Annotated in this window: 10 protein-coding genes and 1 pseudogene; 10 read left to right on the plus strand and 1 reads right to left on the minus strand. The window is 61.7% G+C overall.

Features of this window, described 5'->3' with window-relative positions:
* Window positions 1–54: 54 nt before the first annotated feature.
* From H7C86_RS20340 to H7C86_RS20370, 7 genes and pseudogenes are all read left to right on the plus strand, one after another.
* A pseudogene (locus tag H7C86_RS20340) lies at window positions 55–915 on the plus strand (quinone oxidoreductase family protein); the annotation flags it as partial.
* Between the two features lie 30 nt (window positions 916–945).
* Window positions 946–1,845, plus strand: a complete 900-nt coding sequence (locus tag H7C86_RS20345; protein WP_020905892.1) for a TauD/TfdA family dioxygenase — start codon at window positions 946–948, stop codon at window positions 1,843–1,845.
* A gap of 51 nt (window positions 1,846–1,896) precedes the next feature.
* Window positions 1,897–2,949, plus strand: coding sequence for a 3-keto-5-aminohexanoate cleavage protein (locus H7C86_RS20350; RefSeq protein WP_182262134.1), 1,053 nt, complete (start codon window positions 1,897–1,899; stop codon window positions 2,947–2,949).
* Between the two features lie 96 nt (window positions 2,950–3,045).
* Entirely contained in the window at window positions 3,046–4,407 is a 1,362-nt protein-coding gene (locus H7C86_RS20355; RefSeq protein WP_133728617.1) for an MFS transporter, read from the plus strand.
* The gene (locus tag H7C86_RS20360; protein ID WP_019746533.1) at window positions 4,407–5,030 is read left to right on the plus strand and encodes an alpha/beta hydrolase; all 624 of its coding nucleotides are present in this window, start codon (window positions 4,407–4,409) and stop codon (window positions 5,028–5,030) included. Before H7C86_RS20355 ends, H7C86_RS20360 begins: the two co-directional genes overlap by 1 nt.
* A complete protein-coding gene (locus tag H7C86_RS20365) occupies window positions 5,023–6,612 on the plus strand; it encodes a long-chain fatty acid--CoA ligase (protein ID WP_092765401.1) in 1,590 nt (529 codons plus the stop codon). Before H7C86_RS20360 ends, H7C86_RS20365 begins: the two co-directional genes overlap by 8 nt.
* An 8-nt stretch (window positions 6,613–6,620) precedes the next feature.
* On the plus strand, window positions 6,621–6,992 hold the full coding sequence (locus H7C86_RS20370) for a carboxymuconolactone decarboxylase family protein (protein WP_020905896.1): 372 nt from the start codon (window positions 6,621–6,623) through the stop codon (window positions 6,990–6,992).
* A 6-nt stretch (window positions 6,993–6,998) separates the two neighbouring features.
* Here H7C86_RS20370 and H7C86_RS20375 read toward each other — a convergent pair whose 3' ends face one another.
* Window positions 6,999–8,312, minus strand: coding sequence for an ammonium transporter (locus H7C86_RS20375; protein ID WP_003943791.1), 1,314 nt, complete (start codon window positions 8,310–8,312; stop codon window positions 6,999–7,001).
* A gap of 162 nt (window positions 8,313–8,474) precedes the next feature.
* On the opposite strand from H7C86_RS20375, the gene H7C86_RS20380 reads away from it, so the two are divergent.
* From H7C86_RS20380 to H7C86_RS20390, 3 genes are all read left to right on the plus strand, one after another.
* Entirely contained in the window at window positions 8,475–10,721 is a 2,247-nt protein-coding gene (locus H7C86_RS20380) for a DNA polymerase III subunit gamma and tau (RefSeq protein ID WP_182262135.1), read from the plus strand.
* Window positions 10,722–11,398: 677 nt separating this feature from the next.
* On the plus strand, window positions 11,399–17,509 hold the full coding sequence (locus H7C86_RS20385) for a type I polyketide synthase (protein WP_182262136.1): 6,111 nt from the start codon (window positions 11,399–11,401) through the stop codon (window positions 17,507–17,509).
* Complete coding sequence (locus H7C86_RS20390; protein WP_182262137.1) at window positions 17,506–19,092, plus strand: hypothetical protein; 1,587 nt, start codon at window positions 17,506–17,508, stop codon at window positions 19,090–19,092. Before H7C86_RS20385 ends, H7C86_RS20390 begins: the two co-directional genes overlap by 4 nt.
* Window positions 19,093–19,131: the final 39 nt, after the last annotated feature.

Here is a 19,131-nt window from a genome sequence, read left to right on the forward strand (position 1 = left end):
GGGCCTACCAGCAAGGTTTTGAGATATGTCAAAACTGCGTGCAGATAATTCGGGGGGTTGAACTTCGCCGACACCTACTTTCGAAGTGGCCTCTATCCTGCGCAATTGCCTGCCGGGATGGGCGTTGAGGGCGCCGGTGTGGTCGAAGAGATTGGCGAGGGAGTAGTCGATTTTGCAGTGGGGGACCGTGTGACCTACACCGGCAGTCCGCTGGGTGCGTACGCCACCGAGCGGATCATGGCGTCGTCCGACCTGATCGCGCTACCCGACGGCATCGCCTTCGACACCGCGGCCGCCATGACCATGCGAGGACTGACCGCCGCCTACCTTCTGCGTCGCATCTACCCGTTGAAAGCGGGAGACACCGTGTTGCTGCATGCTGCGGCGGGCGGGGTTGGACTGATCTTCACCCAGTGGGCAAAACTGTTGGGAATCAAAGTGATCGGAACGGTGTCGAGCGACGAGAAGGCGAGCGTTGCCCGTGCTCACGGGTGCGATGAAGTCGTCATCTACACCCGCGAGGACGTCGTAGCGCGTGTCAAGGAGATCACCGGGGGCGTCGGCGTGCCGGTTGTCTACGACAGTATCGGGCAATCCACGTTCGACATCTCGCTCGATTGCCTTGCCAGGCGCGGGCTGCTGGTGTGCTTCGGAACGGCGTCCGGGCCGACTCCGCCGATTCAGGCAATGCAGTTGGCCGTCAAGGGATCTCTCTTCCTCACACGTCCGGCACTTGCCGATTACATCGCAGATCCCGAGGAACGTGCCGAATTGGCGGGCGAACTGTTCTCACACGTCGAATCCGGGCGAATCAAGATCGAGATCAACCAGCGATACCCCCTCGAAGATGCGGTGCGTGCGCACCACGACATGGAGTCCGGTCGCAGTATCGGTTCCTCCGTCTTCTCCGTCTGAACCGAAACAGCACTTCCCAGAGGAATTGTCATGACCAACACCGCAACGTTGACAGAAAACCTTCCCTCGTCGACCAGCACGATCCGCGTCGAGAAATTGACCTGTTCGATCGGGGCAGAGTTGTCCGGGGTGGATCTCGGCGAGGTCGCGCGAGATGCTGCACTCTTTGCCCAAATCAAGGGATTGCTGCTCGAACACAAGGTTCTGTTCTTTCGCGACCAGAACTTCTCCAAAGCCGAGCACGTAGAGCTTGCCCAGCGATTCGGTGAACTCGAGGATCATCCGGCCCTGGGCAGCGACCCCGACCACCCGGGCCTGGTCCGCATCTACAAAGACCTGGACAGCCCGCCGGAGCATTTCGAGAATGCGTATCACTGCGACGCCACCTGGCGCGTGAACCCGCCCATGGGATGTGTATTGCGTTGTGTGGAAACACCTCCGGTCGGCGGCGACACGATTTGGGTGAACATGGCACTCGCCTACGAGAATCTGCCGGCGCGGGTCAAGGAGCAGATCAAGGACCTGCGTGCCAGGCACAGTATCGAGTCGACCTTCGGCGCTCGGATGCCGATCGATCAGCGGCACCAGCTGAAGGAACGCTTTCCCGACGCCGAACATCCCGTGGTACGAACACATCCGGAGACCGGCGAGAAGATTCTTTTCGTCAATTCGTTCGCCACACACCTCGTGAACTATCACACGCCCGAGAACGTCCGCTACGGAATCGATTACGCCCCCGGCGCCGGGAATTTGCTCACTTACCTGGCGAGCCAGGCTCAGATTCCCGAGTACCAGGTTCGGTGGCGCTGGACCGAGAACAGCGTCGCGATCTGGGACAACCGTTCGACACAGCATTACGCGGTGCAGGACTACTGGCCCGCGGTTCGAAAGATGGAACGCGCCGGAATCATCGGCGACGCACCGTTCTGATCCCTCTTCCCAGCCCCGAAGATAATTCATTCACTCGATCGGAGTCACACTATGTATTTCCACGACGATTCACTGTTCCCCGAAACCCAGGACAAGCTTGTCATCACCGTCGCTCCCTACGGACCGGAGTGGGAGCCGGACGATTTTGCAGAAGACCTCCCGCTGTCGATGGACGAGCACGTCCAGCAAGCCGTCGACTGCTTCAACGCCGGTGCCACCGTTCTCCACATCCACGTGCGTGAACTCGACGGCAAGGGCTCGAAGCGACTGTCGAAGTTCAACGAGCTTCTCGGCCGCTTGCGTGAGGCCGTTCCCGAGATGATTCTGCAGGTCGGCGGCTCGATTTCGTTTGCCCCGGAGGGGGAAGGCGCCGATGCGAAGTGGTTGTCCGACGACGTGCGTCACATGCTTGCGGAATTGGAGCCGGCTCCCGATCAGGTGACGATCGCGATCAACACCAGCCAGATGAACATCATGGAACTGATGACCGACGACGACATCGCGGGTACGTCGATGCAGCGTCCGGAATTGGCGGACACGTATCGGGAAATGACTGTGCCCGCCGGTCCGGAGTGGGTGGCAGAGCACCTGCGCCGGTTGCAGGCCGCCGGAATCCAGCCGCATTTCCAGTTGTCCAGTATCCCGCAGCTCGAAACGGTGGAGCGGTTGATCCGACGCGGCATCTACACCGGCCCGGTCAACCTCACATGGGTGGCAATCGGCGGCGGCTTCGACGGCCCCAACCCGTACAACATGATGAACTTCGTCCAGCGTGTTCCCGACGGTGCGTGCCTGACGCTGGAAACGCTGATGCGTAGCGTCCTGCCGGTGAACACGATGGCCATCGCGATGGGCTTGCACGCTCGTTGCGGCAACGAGGACACCATCTGGGGCCGCAAGGGCGAGAAGATGACGTCGGTGCAGCAGATCGAGCAGTTGGTGCGCATTGCAGGCGAATTGGGCCGCGAGGTGGCTACCGCGAAGGAAGCTCGGGACATCTACCGGATCGGTGAGACGTATGCCGACACCGACGAGACGTTGGCGAAGCTGGGTTACGCGCCCAACCGCCGGATCGGCCAGCTGGGATTCACGCAGCACGCCTGAGTTCGCACCCTCTCGTACAACAGTTCCGGGGGTACGAACCGCGACGGTTCGTACCCCCGAATCCCCCCGTCTACCTCGAGTACTTCTAGGAGAGTCATGGGACTGCAAGCTCCCGCCACGCCACGTGTGGACACCGCGCTCGGAATCGGCGGACGACGAAAGTTATACCCGTGGATCGTTTTCGCCCTGGCTTTCGGTCTTCTGCTCTCGGACTACATGTCGAGGCAGGTGCTCAGTGCAGTCTTCCCGATCCTGAAAGCGGACTGGGATCTCTCCGATTCGCACCTCGCCTCCCTGAGCAGCGTGGTGGCATTGATGGTCGGGCTGTTGACGTTCCCGTTGTCGCTGCTCGCGGACCGCTGGGGCCGCGTCAAGAGCTTGATCTTGATGGCGGTGTTGTGGAGTGTCGCGACGTTGCTGTGCGCAATCGCTCAGACCTACGAACAGATGTTGGGCGCCCGGTTCCTGGTCGGTGTCGGTGAAGCGGCGTACGGCAGCGTGGGTATCGCCGTGGTCCTCAGTGTGTTTGCGCCCCGCGTGCACGCAGCTCTTGCCGGTGCCTTCATGGCCGGTGGATCGTTCGGTTCGGTCATCGGTGTGGCAATCGGTGGGTTCATCGCAGTCCAGTTCAGTTGGCGGTGGTCTTTTGCCGCCATGGCGATCTTCGGTCTGATTCTGGTTGCGCTGTTCCGTGCCCTCGTCACCGAGAAGAAGCTCACCGCTTACGCCGTCGAGGCCGCGCCGGATGCCGCCGGGGAAGCGGTGAGACACGACGGTTTTCGTGCGCCGGTGTCCTCGCTGTTCACCAATCCCGCCGTGTTGTTCGCCTACATCGGTGGTGGTCTCCAGATGTTCACCGCCGCTGTACTTCTGGCGTGGTTGCCGAGCTTCTTCAATCGCTACTACGATTTGGCCCCGGACAAGGCCGGCGTCACAGCTTCCGTGTTCGTCCTCCTGGTCGGAAGTGGGATGGTGGTGTGCGGGTTCATCACAGATAGATTCAGCCGCGACGATTCGGCGCGGAAATGGACCACCGCCATCGTCTACTGCGCCATCTCGTTGGTGACGCTGAGTATCGGGCTCCGGTTGGGCACGGGGACAGCGCAACTCGTATTGCTCGGTATCGGTGCATTCTTCTCCGCCGGTTCGTCGGGGCCGACGGCAGCTATGGTCGCGAACCTTACCCATCACTCGATTCGAGCGTCGGCCATGGGAACGCTCACCGTTGCCAACAACCTTCTTGGGCTGGCGCTCGGTCCCTTCGTGGTCGGCATCCTCGCCGATCACCTGGGTCTTCTTGGCGCTCTACAGCTTTCGCCCTTCGTCTATGTCGTCGCGGCCCTCGCGTTGGTAGCCGGCAAGCGTGCCTATCCCGCCGGGATGAGGCGGCTGGCGACGTTGCAGAATCGGCCCGAGATCCCCGGCGCCACTGAAGTAGCAGAAGTTCGGAGTTCCTGATGGATGAATCACCCACGGTAGTAATAGTTCCCGGTCTGCGCGATCATGTCGAGGATCATTGGCAGACTCACCTCGCGCGCAGGCTCGACAACGTTCTGACGGTTCCTCCCCTCGAGACCGACAAGCTCAGTCGCGATGCCAGGGTTGCGGCATTGGACGAGGTGTTGACAAGTGTTTCCAGCCCGGTGGTCCTGGTCGCGCACAGCGCCGGAGTCATGACAGTTGCCCACTGGGCGAGGGCGCATCATCGAGATGTTGCCGGCGCACTTCTGGTCACGCCGGCGGATCTCGAACTTCCTCTACCCGAGTCCTATCCGTCTCTCGAGGAGCTCGATCGGAACGGGTGGCTACCGATACCGCGTCAGCGTCTGCCTTTTCCGAGCACGGTCGCGGCGAGTCGGAACGATCCGCTCGCCGGGTATCGCCGAGTTGTGGGTTTGGCTGAAGGATGGGGGAGTCGGTTGCTGGATCTGGGTGAGGTCGGACATCTCAATCCGGCGTCCGGATACGGGTATTGGCCGCGGGCGGAATCGTTGGTGCGGGAACTGCTCGAGTCGGTGTCGCGCGCTGCCTCGTCTCATGCCACGGATTCCGATGCGCAGGAGGAACACAGTCATGCTTGATCTTGCTGCTCTGCTGGAAGACTCGGCCCGGCGGTACCCGGAACGGGATGCGCTGGTTCTCGGGGAAGCGAGGCTGACGTATGCGCAGTTCGACGCGTACGCGAATCGCATCGCCCATCTGCTCGTCTCGCGGGGTGTCGAGCCAGGTGACAAGGTGGCGTTGTCCTGCCCGAACGTTCTCGAGTTCCCGATCGTCTACTACGGCATTCTCAAGGCCGGTGGCGTCGTCGTTCCTCTGAACATCCTGCTCAAGGGGCGCGAAATTGCCTATCACCTGGCTGATTCGGAAGCGAAGCTGTACTTCTGTTTCGAGGGAAGTCCCGAATTACCGATCGCCGAGTACGCCATCGCCGGGTTCGAGCAGAGCGAGACCTGTTCGGCCCTGATCGTGATCAGCACCGAGCCGGGTGCACCGTCGTCGATCCTCGGAGTCGAGACTCTAGGCGAAGCACTGGCATCCGTGTCCGGCACGGAAACGCCTGCAGCCGCGGTTGTTCGTGAACCGACGGACACCGCGGTCATTCTCTACACCAGCGGCACGACCGGAAAGCCCAAGGGCGCCGAACTCACTCACTGCAACATGGTCTTGAATGCACTGTCGACCAACCGGTTGTTCGAGAGCGTTCCGTCCATGCATGAGCGTTATCTCCTGACTTTGCCGTTGTTCCACTCGTTCGGCCAGACAGTGACCATGAATGCGGGAATCTGCGTCGGTGCCACTTTGGTGTTGATGCCGCGCTTCGATGCGACCGCGGCACTCGAGATCATGGAACGCGAAAAGATCTCGGTCTTCGCGGGCGTCCCGACCATGTATTGGGGACTGCTCGGCGTGCTGGAGGAGGTAGTGAAATCCGGGGTGGATATCGAGACCGTTGCACAGAACATGCGGTGCGCGATCTCCGGTGGTGCAGCGCTTCCCGTCGAAATCTTGACACAGTTCAGGGAACGCTTCGGTGTTCAGATCCTCGAAGGGTACGGGTTGTCCGAGACCTCTCCGTTGGCCTTGTTCAGTGACCCGGAGAGCGACCCCCGGCCCGGTTCGATCGGCGTGCCGATCTGGGGCGTCGAAGCGCGGCTTGTCGATGACTCTTGGCGTACGATCACCGGCCCCGATGAAGTGGGTGAGTTGGCCATTCGCGGGCACAACGTCATGAAGGGCTATTTCAACCGACCCGAGGCGACGGCGGAAGTAATGTGCGACGGATGGTTTCGCACCGGGGATCTGGCACGGGTCGATACCGACGGAAATTACTACATCGTCGACCGCGCGAAGGACATGATCGTGCGGGGAGGATTCAACGTCTACCCGCGCGAAATCGAAGAGGTTCTGCTCACCCACCCAGCCGTCTCACTCGTCGCTGTCGTCGGGGTGCCGGACACGAGCCTCGGCGAAGAAGTTGTCGCCTACGTGATCCGAGAGCCGAGTGAAGAGATCTCCGAATCGGATCTCGTGGAATGGTCGCGGGAACAGATGGCCGCCTACAAATATCCGCGCCGCATCGAGTTCGTGCCGTCGCTGCCGATGACGGCAACCGGAAAGATTCTCAAACGTGAACTGAATCAAGCATTTTCGATTGTCTGAGGAGATCGATGACTGACGTTCGAGCAAGTGAAGCTTTTCCCGTGACCCAGGCCATGAAGGATTCGGGTGGCTGGAATCCGTTGTGGGACGGACTTTCGGAGCTGGATCCCGAGTGGACCGAGCTGTACATGAAGACAGCAATGCAGCCCTGGAACAGTGGGGTGCTGTCACCTCAGGTGATCCAGTTGCTGTGTATAGCCGTCGATGCGGCGAGCACGCACATGTACGCACCCGGCGTACGACGCCATATTCGCGCTGCGCTCGACATGGGAGTGACCCCGAAGGAGATTCTCGAGGTGCTGAAACTGACCACCGTCGTCGGGATTCACTCCTGCAATGTCGGCGTTCCGATCCTGATGGAGGAAATCGCGAACCGGTGACGGCGGTCAGTCCCGCTCGCGGTTCTCCCGTTCCTCACGCTGACGCTGGAGGAACGGGCTCGGGTTCTGTCCGCCGATCGGACCGTGGCCGAGGACTCCGTGCTCGTAGGCGGACTCCGCGTGCAGGGCAACGTCGATTCCGCGGGCCTCGTCTTCACGCGAAATACGGAAGCCGAAGGTCTTGTCGATGAGCTTTCCGAGACCGTAGGTCACACCGAAGGCATAGAGCGCGACCACGACGACACCGACGAACTGCTTGCCCAGCTGCGCGAATCCACCGCCGAAGAACAAACCTTCCGGACCGCCCGTCATCACGGCCGTCGCGAGGAGTCCGATCAGCAACGAGCCGACGATTCCGCCGACGAGGTGCACGCCGACGACGTCGAGGGAGTCGTCGTAGCCGAGCTTGTGCTTCCATCCCACGGCGTACGAGCAGACGATGCCCGCGATCAGACCGATGACGAGCGCACCGAACATGTTCACCGTTCCGCACGACGGGGTGATCGCGACCAGACCGGCTACGACGCCCGAAGCTGCGCCGAACGTCGTGGGGTGTCCGTCACGGTTCTGCTCGACGAACAGCCAGCCGAGTAGTCCGGTACAGCCGGCGACGAGTGTGTTGAGGAAGATCTGCGAGGCCATACCGTCAGCCGCAAGGGCCGACCCGGCGTTGAATCCGAACCAACCGAACCAGAGCAGACCGACGCCGAGCAGGACGAACGGCAGATTGTGCGGACGCATCGACTCGGCCTTGAAACCCATCCGCTGGCCGAGGACCAGTGCCAATGCCAGGCCTGACGCTCCGGACACGATTTCGACCACGAGGCCACCGGCGTAGTCGAGTGCGCCCATCTGGGCGAGCCATCCCTGCGGATTCCACACCCAGTGAGCGACGGGGACATAGACGAGCAAGGACCAGATGGGGACGAAGATCATCCAGGCGGAGAACTTCGCGCGGTCGGCGATCGCACCACTGATGAGTGCTGCAGTAAGGATTGCGAACGTCAATTGGAAGGTTGCGAACAACACTTCCGGGACATTCCCGTGCACGGTCGACGGGTCGATGCCCGCCATGCCGATGTGTTCGAGTCCGCCGATGATGCCACCGTGATCGTCGCCGAACACGAGGCTGTAGCCCACGAACAACCACGCGACCGTGACGAGTGCGATGGAGACGAAGCTCATCATGATCATGTTGAGTACGCCGGTCGAGCGGACCATGCCGCCGTAGAAGAGCGCGAGTCCTGGCGTCATCAGAAGTACGAGTGCAGTACTGACGAGCAACCAGGCAGTTGCTCCGGCATCGATGGTGGCGGGCACAGTTTTCTCCTCACGCATGCGGACCAGCCCGCGTGCACGGAACCCACGATGGGTGCGTGCGGTTTCCTCCGCACTGCGATTGTGTTGCGAACATGTTTCGGGAGAAGTCGGCGTTGCACCCGCACCGGATCACCTGTCGTGGGTCGCCGGTAGTCTTTGCGCGTGGCCCTGTACCGGAAGTATCGACCCGCGTCCTTCGCCGAGGTGGTGGGGCAGGAGCATGTCACCGCACCGCTCAGCACGGCCCTCGACACCGGACGCATCAACCATGCCTATCTGTTTTCCGGCCCGCGCGGCTGTGGAAAGACGTCGTCGGCGCGAATCCTGGCGCGTTCGCTGAACTGTGAACAGGGACCGACGTCGACGCCGTGCGATGTATGCGACTCGTGCGTTTCGCTTGGCCCGGGCGGCACAGGCAACCTGGACGTGACGGAACTCGACGCCGCAAGTCACGGTGGCGTCGACGACACCCGAGAACTCCGAGACAAGGCGTTCCACGCCCCCGCCGCTTCTCGCTACCGCGTCTTCATCATCGACGAGGCACACATGGTGACGGCGGCGGGCTTCAACGCGCTGCTCAAGATCGTCGAAGAGCCGCCGGAGCACCTCATCTTCATCTTTGCGACGACGGAACCGGAAAAGGTTCTCCCGACCATCCGTTCGCGTACACACCACTACCCGTTCCGCCTGTTGGCGCCGTCGACCATGCGCGGACTCCTGGAAAAGATCTGCGCCCAGGAAGGCGTACCGGTCGAGCCTGCTGTTTATCCCCTGGTCATCAAGGCTGGCGGCGGTTCGCCTCGCGACTCGTTGAGTGTCCTCGACCAGTTGCTCGCGGGAGCCGGCGAAGAAGGTGTCACGTATCCGCGGGCGCTCTCTCTTCTCGGAGTCACCGACGTCGCGCTCATCGACGAAGCAGTAGACGCCCTGTCTGCCAGTGACGGAGCCGCATTGTTCGGCACTGTCGATCGGGTGATGGACGCCGGTCACGACCCACGCCGATTCGCGCTCGATCTCCTCGAACGTCTACGCGATCTCATTTTGATGCAGGCAGTCTCCGATGCCAGCGAACGAGGGTTGGTCGATGCGCCGGAGGCCGAGCTGGTCACGATGCGTGAACAGATTCAGCGAGTCGGCCCGGCCACGCTCACCCGTTTCGCCGAAACCGTCCACGCTGGTCTCAGTGAAATGCGTGGGGCGACGGCGCCGCGGCTGCTGCTCGAAGTGATGTGCGCGAGAATGCTGCTTCCTTCGGCCTCCGACACCGAGTCGGCTGTGTTGCAGCGGCTCGAGCGCCTGGAACAAGGTATTCCGGCTGCCGGAGTCGCGGCTGCCGCTGCCCCTCGCGCGGCAGCAACGCCGGCACCGACCGTGCCGCCGCTCGAACCGGAGATTGCTTCCAAGTTCCAACGGCCCTCCCAACGCAAGGCCGAGCCTGAGGCACGGCCGGAACCAGCCGCCCCGGCTCCGGCGGCGCCGCCGGTCGTCGAGGCTCCTGTCGTCGAACCTCCGGTAGCGGCAGTTCCCCCGGTCGAGCCTCCCACCGTCGAGATCGTGGAACCGCCGGTTGCCGAAGCTCCAGTGGTTGAAGCTCCGGTTGCCGAAGCTCCAATAGTTGAAGCTCCGGTTGCCGAAGCTCCAATAGTTGAAGCTCCTGTGGTTGAACCACCGGCTCCTGCTCCGGTCGAAGCGGAAGAGCTGATCGGGCTTGCCGAGCCGGAACCCGACTACGAGCCCGAGCCCGAGTACGAGGAGCCGGCGGCTGCAGAAGCTGCGCCGGTCTCGGCGGGCCCCACAGTCGAGACCCTCCGTGAATCGTGGAACACCTTGCGCAACAAGGTCGGTGAACGAAACAAGGTTCTTCCGGCCATGCTGTCCGCTGCGACGGTTCACGACGTGCGTGGACATGTTGTGGTCATCGCTCACGGCTCGCCGGTCCTGGGTGCTCGTGTGACGCAACCGCACAACGCGGCGGTCATCTGCGAGGTCCTTGCCGAGATGTTCGGTGGCACTTGGCAAGTCGAGTACCAAGAAGGTGCGTCCACAGCGCCGGCAGCATCGAGCGCACCCAAGGCGACAGAAGCTGCGAGCCGCCCGGCCGCTGCGCCCCGCTTCTCGCGCCCCAGTCAGGAGCGTGCAGCGCAGCAGCCCAAGGCCCCGCAGCCCCAGCGCGGAGATTCGGACGACATTCCGCCGCCTGAGGCCCCCGACTATCCGGAAGACCCTGGACCGGCCCCTGCTCCTGAGGTCGACTACGAGGCAACTCCTCCGCCTGCAACGCCGGAGGACGAGGACGAGATGTTCGCGGAGGCGGCTGAGCCCGCTGATCCGACTGCCAGACGTGATCCCGAGGACGTTGCAAAGGAACTCCTCAAGGACGTCCTCGGGGCACGCCGCCTCGAAAGCTGAGTTGCCGACTCGGTCCGTGCGCGTGAAACGGCTGTCGGAATGCCGCGGCACCACTGTGTGATCGAATTGTTATAAGTGCCGTTCCTTTTGTGTGCGCACGTGTCGAAAGGGCACCGACTCGGCCCGGCAAAGCTGAATTGTGTGTGGCCGGTTTGCTGGCACATTCGTTCGCTCAATTCCGGTGTAACGAAACATCGATTCGGACGATGGTCGCCGAAGAATATCTGGAATTTCTCGTTGTCTGATCGACATTCGCGTGCTGTTGCTAATTCTCGGTGTGTCACGAATGTTCAGATTGATAGTTGTCGGATGTTTGTTTTGCGGTGATCGACCAATTTGGGACATTCGGCGAATTGGCCACATATTCGGCATTGCGGCATTTCGGTGCGTACTCAACTGAGCATTTGCCGATCTCGAGGAAATGGCGGCAGTGAAACCGGTGTCCGGTACGGATGTTCAAACCACTGCTTGACCGGCGACGAAGCAAATAAGTAACTTCGAGTTACAGCTAACTCTCGATTGCTGTCAAATTGCTGATACATGTTCACGGAGCTGAACGACCTTTGTTATTTGTTTATGCCTTGAGGTGAATCTGCGTTTTACACACGGCTGAACGCGTGGTTAGTCTTCGGTCGATTGAGTCTCCCGTGGATGCGCGCGAAAATAGGAAGTGTAAGATGACTGAAGATTCAACTAATCCCGCGATCGCGATAGTCGGGATGAGCATGTGGTCTCCCGGTGCCCATGATCTGCAAGGATTTTGGGAGAACGTCCTCGCGCGACGGATGCAATTCCGAAAGTTTCCCGAGTCGCGGATGTCGCTCGACGACTACTGGAGCGCGAGCCCTGACGACGTCGACAAGACATACGCCGACCGCGGCGCGTTCATGGACGGTTTCGAATTCGACTGGGTCGGTCGCCGGATACCGGAGCGAACCTTCAAGTCGACAGATCTCACACACTGGTTGGCGCTGGAAACAGCACTCGGGGCTTTGACGGACGCGGGCTACAGCCGAGGATCGGTGCCAACTGGACGCAGCGCCGCAATCGTCGGCAACTCCCTCACCGGTGAAGAATCCCGGATGTGGTCGATGCGTTTGCGTTGGCCTTACGTCAAGCGCGCACTCGCTGTGGCAGCCGAAGCGCGCCAGTTGGACAGTTCCGTCGCCGATGCTCTCGCCGAGACGATGGAAGAGGTCTACAAAGGCCCGTTGGTGGAGCCGAGTGAAGACACTCTGGCCGGCATGTTGTCGAATACGATCGCCGGCCGTATCTGCAATTACCTCGACTTCAACGGCGGCGGGTACGTCGTGGACGGTGCGTGCGCGTCCGGAATGCTCGCGGTGGCGACTGCAGCCGAAAAGCTGGCGTCCGGCGCGGCCGACTTCGTATTGGCAGGTGGAGTCGACGTCAGCCTGGATCCTTTGGAACTGGTGGGATTCGCCCGTTTGGGTGCACTGACACGCGGCGACATGAACGTGTACGACGCAAGCCGAAGCGGATTCATCCCGGGTGAAGGTTGCGGATTCGTGGCCTTGAAACGACTCGAGGACGCCAGGGCGGACGGCGACTACGTGTACGCGACGATTCGCGGCTGGGGCATCTCTACCGATGGCAAGGGTGGAATTACCAAGCCCCGCGCCGAAACTCAGGCCGAAATGATCCGTCGCGCATATTCGGGAGCGGGATTCGCGGCCAGCGAGGTTGCCTTTGTCGAAGGACACGGAACTGGTACTCCCGTCGGGGACCCTGTCGAATTGGCCGGCGTCCAGCAGGCCGCGCAGACGGACGGACCAGTCGAGGCTCGTAGCATCGGCATGACCTCACTGAAGTCGCTGATCGGGCACACGAAGGCGGCGTCGGGCATCCTTGCGCTGATCAAGGCGACCATGGCCGTCAATCAACGAATCCTTCCGCCGCTCGCCGGTTGCACCGACCCGAACCCGGCGTTCGGAACCGAAGCACCGGCACTCTTTCCGCTTGTCAACGGCGAGATCAGAGATCCGTCGGAGAAGATGCGTGCCGGTGCGCAAGCCATGGGTTTCGGCGGTATCAACTGCCACGTCGCGATCGAATCGGCTGATGCACCGTCCAGCAAGCTGACACCCTCGCAAGACGTCCGCACGATGATGGCGTCGTATCAGGACACCGAGGTATTTGTACTCTCTGCAGATTCCGCGGTGGACTTGGCGACCCGAGCGCGGGATGTTGCAGATCTGGCGGTTCCGTTGAGTGTTGCGGAGCTGCTGGACTTTTCGGCGAAACTCTCGCGAGTGATCTCGCCGACCGCGCCCTTCCGTGCCGCAGTGGTGGCCGGACGTCCCGCGCAGTTGGCCGAACGCATGCGTCAGCTTGCCGTGATCTGCGAGAACTCCGCTCCAGCTTCCGGCCAGGTCAAGGTGGTGAGCAACGAGATCTCGATTTCGAACAGCGTCCGCCACGACATCGGATTCCTGTTCCCTGGACAGGGATCCCAACAACTCGAGATGGCTCGCGTGCTGATCGAGCGCTTCGAGTGGGCGCGCGAACTGGCGACCAAGGCGGACGGCTGGTTGGAGGGAGTTGGAGCGGAGGCGATCACGCCGCGGATTCTGCGGAACCCGGTCAAGAGCGCAGACGCTGCGGAATTGGCGAAGTGGAAGCGGGACCTCGCCCAGACACAGTTCACCCAGCCCGCCGTCGCCTTGGCGTCGCTGCTCTGGTTCGAGTACCTCCGCCGATTGGGTGTCACACCCAGTGCTGTCGCCGGCCACAGTCTCGGGGAGTTGACTGCGCTCTACGCGGCCGGAGCTTACGACCAGAAGACGCTGATCACCTTGGCTGCGGCGAAGGGTGCGGCCATGGCTGTCAGTGGTGGTGGAAACGGCGCAATGGCGAGCCTGACCTGCGACCGATCGACGGCTGAGGCGATCATCGCGGAGGCAAAGGGTTACGCGACCGTCGCGAATCTGAATACGCCCACGCAGAGTGTGGTTTCGGGTACCAAAGACGCGGTCGACGATGTGGTTGCCATCGCGAAGACCCGCGGAGTGTCGGCTCAGGCGCTTGCCGTGTCGAATGCTTTCCACTCCGAGATGATGAACGAGGCCGAACGGGAGCTGAAGTCCACTGCGCCCGTTGACGAGCAAGTCGATTCGTTGACTTGCTCCGTGTATTCCTGCGTCGAAGGGGAACGCGTACAGACGCCACTGGCACTTCGCGAACTGGTCACCAAACAGGTTGTCTCACCGGTTGACTGGGTCAAGACGGTAAGGGGGATCTCGGAGGAAGTAGACCTGCTCGTCGAGGTCGGACCCGGCCGTGTGCTGACCGGGCTCACCAAGGCGATCAATGGGACCGACGGCGTGCGCTGCTTCCCCGTTGCGTCCAAGTCCGGACGCGACGAGGACTTCAACGTCGCACTGGCCGCGATGTACGTACACGGCGCTCAGGTCCGCTGGAACGAACTTTTCGACGGCCGGTTCGTGCGCGAATTCGTTCCTGCCGATCAGAAGGTGTTCATCGAGAACCTGGCCGAGGCGAAGCTGACGGTTACCTCTGCTCCCGAACCGCTCGCACTTGGTACGTCCGGCGGGGATCCGGCTGCGGCGCTGGCCGATTACCTGAGCCGACGCGGGACATTCCTCGTCGACGTCATTCGCGCAGATGTAGGCAGTGGAGCGACTTCTCCATCTGTTCCATCTGCTCCGACTTCGCGGGCAGTCACCAACGGCCACGAATCTGTAGCAGCGAAAGCTCCGTCGCCGGTTTCGGCTCCGGTAGTCGAAGAGCCGGCTGTCGCGGGCGCTGGGTCCGTGGAAAGTGAGCTGATCAGGATCCTTGCCGATACGACGGGATTCCCCGCCGAGTCGATTACGACGGATCTGCGTCTGCTCGATGATCTGAATCTCGACTCGATCAGTGCGGCAGAGGCTATTTCGAAGGTTGCACATCAGTTCGAGGTTGTCGACCTCGACCCTGCCGAGTTGGCCAACGCCACCATCGGAGAAGCAGCATCGCTGATCCTTGCGGCATCACCGCATCCCGGTTCTGACGTTCCAGCAGCGAGTTCGGCGCAGTCGGACGTGTCGCGAATACTGCTCGAGGTAATCGCGGAGGACACCGGATTTCCGGTGGAGTCTCTCGACGTCGACCTCCACCTTCTGGACGACCTGAACATGGACTCGATCAAGGCCGCCGATGCAATCGCCACGGTGGCAACACGGTTGGGTGTTCAGGGTGACCTGGATCCGGCCGAACTCGTCAACGTCAGCCTGGGTGAACTGATCGAAGTGCTCGATCGGTCCGCGAAGGAGAAGTCGGGGCAGCAGCAGCCGGCCGCGCGGGCGCTGCCGACGAAGGCAAAGGGTATATCAGCCGACAGTTTCACCTGGGTTCGCGATTACACCCTGGAAAAGGTTCGGAGCGAGACAGCGTTGCACGGAGTCCGAGATCTCACGGACACGACGTTTGTCGTCATCGGTGACGACGCCGGTTTGGTCGGAAGGTTGGAATCCGAACTTCGAGGTCGTGGCGCTCAGGTCGACATTCGCACATTCTCCGACAGCACTACTGCGAATGCACACCACGTGGTTGCCGTCATGCCGCGTGTGACCGATGATTCCGTCACCGAAAGCGGCTTGCGCCGTGGGATCGAACACATGTACAAGATAGTTCCGGCGCAGCAAAGTGGAGGCGCGCGAACCACATTGGCAGTGGTTCAGTTCACCGATGTCGAGTTGAGCAATCCAGCGCCGGTGCCGAGTGTGGCGGCGTTCACCGCTTCGGTGCATCACGAGCGTCCCGAACTGGATGTGCGCGTCATAGGATTCGACGGCTCGACTGTGGACGCGGAGGTGGCAGCCACTGTCGTCTCCGAGTTGGATTCGGTTGCACCCTATGTGTTCGCGACTTACGACGCCGAGATGGGACGCACGGCACTGCAACCGCGGGTTCTCGCCTCGAACGACTACACCGTCCGCGAAAGCGGATTGGGAAGTTCGGATGTCGTGGTCGTGACCGGTGGCGCGAAGGGCATCATGGCCCAATGTGCTCTGGCCCTCGGTCGAAAGACCGGCGCCGAACTGGTGCTGATCGGAAGCTCTCAGCGACAAGCGGGCGACGAAATCGCCTCCACTCTTGCGGACTTCACGTCTGCCGGTTTGAGCGCTCACTACTATCGCTGCAACGTCACGGATGCCGCGGCGGTGGCCGGCGTCGTCGCCCAGATCGAGGTCGAGGTGGGGCCGATCACCGGGTTTGTCCACGGTGCGGGGGCAAATGTTCCGCGGCGGTTCGAGAGAGTCGACAGCGCTGCGGCTTTCAAGGAGGTTGCACCTAAGGTCCTGGGCGCAGCCAACTTCGTCGAAGCGCTCGCTGATCGTGACTTGAAGCTGTTCGTGGGCTTCTCTTCCATCATCGGATTCACGGGTATGCCCGGAAACAGTTGGTATGCATACGGAAACGAGCTTCTCGACGAAATGGTGGTGCGGTATGCCGCCGGGCACCCGAAGACTCGGACGTTCTCGCTCGCGTACAGCGTGTGGGGAGAGACCGGGATGGGCGCCCGCATGGGCAGTGTCAACCACCTCGCGAAGATGGGTGTCATGCCGATTTCGACGGCTGCGGGAGTGGATCATTTCCTTCGCCTGGTCGACAGCGGACCCGAGGCGAGTCGTATCGTCGTGACCAGTCGACTCGGCGGTCTCGACACCTGGGCGCCGGCAGCACCGGCTCTGCCGGCGGTGTCGCGCTACATCGACCAAGTGGTGACATTCGAGCCGCAGGTAGAACTGGTGACCCGGACGACGTTGTCCACCTCGGCGGATCCCTTTGTCCTCGATCATGTCTGGAAGGGATCGGCGCTGCTTCCGACGGTGTTCGGGCTCGAGGCGATGTCGCAGGCGGCAGCGTATGTCACCGGACGCGTGACCCTGGGTCGCGTCCGCATCGACGACATCAAACTGGATCGACCGATCGTCGTCGACACCGTCGAGGGCACCAGAGTCGAGATCAAGGCAAGCGTCGTGGAGCAGGATCGTGATGTCGCAGGAACGCGGGTGCATGTCACGATCGGCACCGAACGGACCGGGTACGGGCGGCCCCATTTCTCGGCCGACTTCATCTTCGGGCTGGACGAATCACTGCCGGAGTTCGAGAAGGAGTTGCCGCGACCGGTGCTCGACATCGATCCGTTGGACGACCTCTACTCGTGGTTGCTGTTCCAGGAGGGCGATTTCCGCCGACTCGAAGAGATCTCGAGCCTCGATTCCGAGCACATTCTCTTCAGTGCTATTTCGCGAGCCGACCGTAAGCAGCACCTCCTCGGTGATCCGTATTTCCTCGATTCCCTGCTCCAATCGGGCCAGATCATGGTTCCGCGGGAGATCTGCCTTCCGGTCAACATTGCGCGAATCGACATGTACGACGGACGATTCGAGGCTCGTTCGTTCACCGCGTACGCCTACGACAAGGTGCAGACAGAGACCCACATGCAAGCCGACGTGGCGGTGGTGAAGGACGGACGAGTGGTGATGCAGCTCGAGGGATATCGCTCCCAGATTCTCTCCCACGACGAAAGCCGTCCTACGGCTGAGGAAATCGCGGATCCGACTGCGCGCGACGCACAGATCATTCTCGACAAGCTCGCGCAACACAGCCGGGCGTTGGGAGTGAAGAGCCCGCGGGTTGTGGTCGCGCACACCCCGGGGATTCACGAGTTGACCAAGTCGGAACGCCACGAGCAGGAGAAACCGATCGCCGAGGCGGCCGTGAACATTCATCTCGATGAGGATGTGGTGATCAAATGAGTAATGCCTTTGCCATCGAATGGCAGGAAACCGGAAAGCCCGTCGTTGTCGGTGATATTCCACCCTCTGTGGATGTCTCGCTCTCGCACGACGGCAGCAAGTCACTCAGTTCGGCCGGCGACTGGCCTCAGGGGTGTGACATCGAACCGATTCGCTCCCGAACCGTCGTGCAGTGGAAGGCGCTTCTGGGTTCGGCGCGGATTCCGCTGCTCGACGAGTTGATCGCAGGCGGCGAATCACTCGATCGTGCGGGCACCAGGCTGTGGGCGGCGGCCGAGGCGATCCGAAAGGCCACGGGGCAGATGTCGGTTTCTCTGGCGATGGGCGCCAGGGAGGACGACGCAGTGACCTTCCGCGGCGGCGCAGAGGGAAGCGTGGTGGTTCTGACCTTTCCGGCTCTGTTGACAGACAACGAGGAGCGGATTCTCGCTTTCGTGACCGATGAGGCGGATGCCGAAGAGCGTGTTTCGGACGAGGAGGATGCCGAAGAGTCGGCGCAGGACCCGGCACCACAGTTCGACACCGGCCCGTTGTCGGCGAAGTCTCTCGCGCAGTTCGACCCGATGGCCTACGGCTCCGACGTGCATGTGGTGGCCCGGAGCGGCTATCCGGCGGTGTCGATCCGATTCCCCGTCGGGTTCCGGGACGCGTGCAACGTCGGTGGATCAGTGGGGTTCGCGAGCTTCGCGCTGTGGTTGGGCGCTTTGCGAGAGAGGGGAACCGGACCGATCTCGAAGCAGATCGTGGAGGACATGGCGACGGGTCGTTGGGGCATGGTGACCAACAACTCGGAGGTGTTCATCGATGCGAACCTGTACACCGACGACATTGTCGAGGGGACGATCTGGATCACCGAGCTCACCGGTCCGGATCGGGCAACCACCAATCTGCATGTCGAATGGTGCCGGGTCGACGGCGAGACGCGCACTCACATCGGGTGGAGTGCGATGCAGACGACGTGGGTGGAAATCCTCTCCCACGGTGTGGTGGCGGCACGGCCGATGCCGCAGTACTTCCACGATTTCATCGAGCCGATGACGATTCCGACGGGGGCGAAGAACATCGCTGTCCCCACACAACCGAAGGACATCGATCGTGGTTCCTTGATCCGCTCGGCTCCGATGGTGCCGCGCAATCCGTACCTGCTCGAATCCGAGGTGTTCTCGACGACGATGCAGGACGGAAACGTCGTGGGCAACATCTACTTCGGCAACTATTACATCTGGCAGTCGAGGGTTCGGGACAAGTTCCTCGCCCGTTCTCAGCGTGAGGCCATGGCGGCCAGAGGCGCTCTCGGGGAACTGCGTTGTGTGCACACCAGGGTTGAGCATCTGCGCGAGGTCATGCCGTTCGACGACGTCCTGGTCACGATGTCCTTGGCTGCCCTCTACGAGAGGGGGATCGACCTCGAGTTCGAGTACTTCAAGGTCAATGAGGACGGATCACGGGAGAAGCTCGCGATCGCTCGGCACAGAACTGTCTGGACGATGCCGGGCGCTCCGGGGGAACTGGAAATCTCTCCGCCGTCGAAACTTCCGCAGTCACTGATCGATTCGGTGCTGGAGGCGATCGACGGAAAGTAGACGGGGGATTTTCCGAGATCGAAGTGGAGAGACGGGTTG

Source organism: Rhodococcus sp. UFZ-B548 (genome assembly GCF_903819475.1).
Taxonomy (GTDB): Bacteria; Actinomycetota; Actinomycetes; order Mycobacteriales; family Mycobacteriaceae; genus Rhodococcus_F; species Rhodococcus_F erythropolis.

Excerpts from the sequence above, each read along its gene's own strand:
- H7C86_RS20345 (WP_020905892.1), top strand. The coding sequence starts at position 946 with ATGACCAACACCGCAACGTTGACAGAAAACCTTCCCTCGTCGACCAGC.
- H7C86_RS20350 (WP_182262134.1), top strand. The coding sequence starts at position 1,897 with ATGTATTTCCACGACGATTCACTGTTCCCCGAAACCCAGGACAAGCTT.
- H7C86_RS20355 (WP_133728617.1), top strand. The coding sequence starts at position 3,046 with ATGGGACTGCAAGCTCCCGCCACGCCACGTGTGGACACCGCGCTCGGA.
- H7C86_RS20360 (WP_019746533.1), top strand. The coding sequence starts at position 4,407 with ATGGATGAATCACCCACGGTAGTAATAGTTCCCGGTCTGCGCGATCAT.
- H7C86_RS20365 (WP_092765401.1), top strand. The coding sequence starts at position 5,023 with ATGCTTGATCTTGCTGCTCTGCTGGAAGACTCGGCCCGGCGGTACCCG.
- H7C86_RS20370 (WP_020905896.1), top strand. The coding sequence starts at position 6,621 with ATGACTGACGTTCGAGCAAGTGAAGCTTTTCCCGTGACCCAGGCCATG.
- H7C86_RS20385 (WP_182262136.1), top strand. The coding sequence starts at position 11,399 with ATGACTGAAGATTCAACTAATCCCGCGATCGCGATAGTCGGGATGAGC.
- H7C86_RS20390 (WP_182262137.1), top strand. The coding sequence starts at position 17,506 with ATGAGTAATGCCTTTGCCATCGAATGGCAGGAAACCGGAAAGCCCGTC.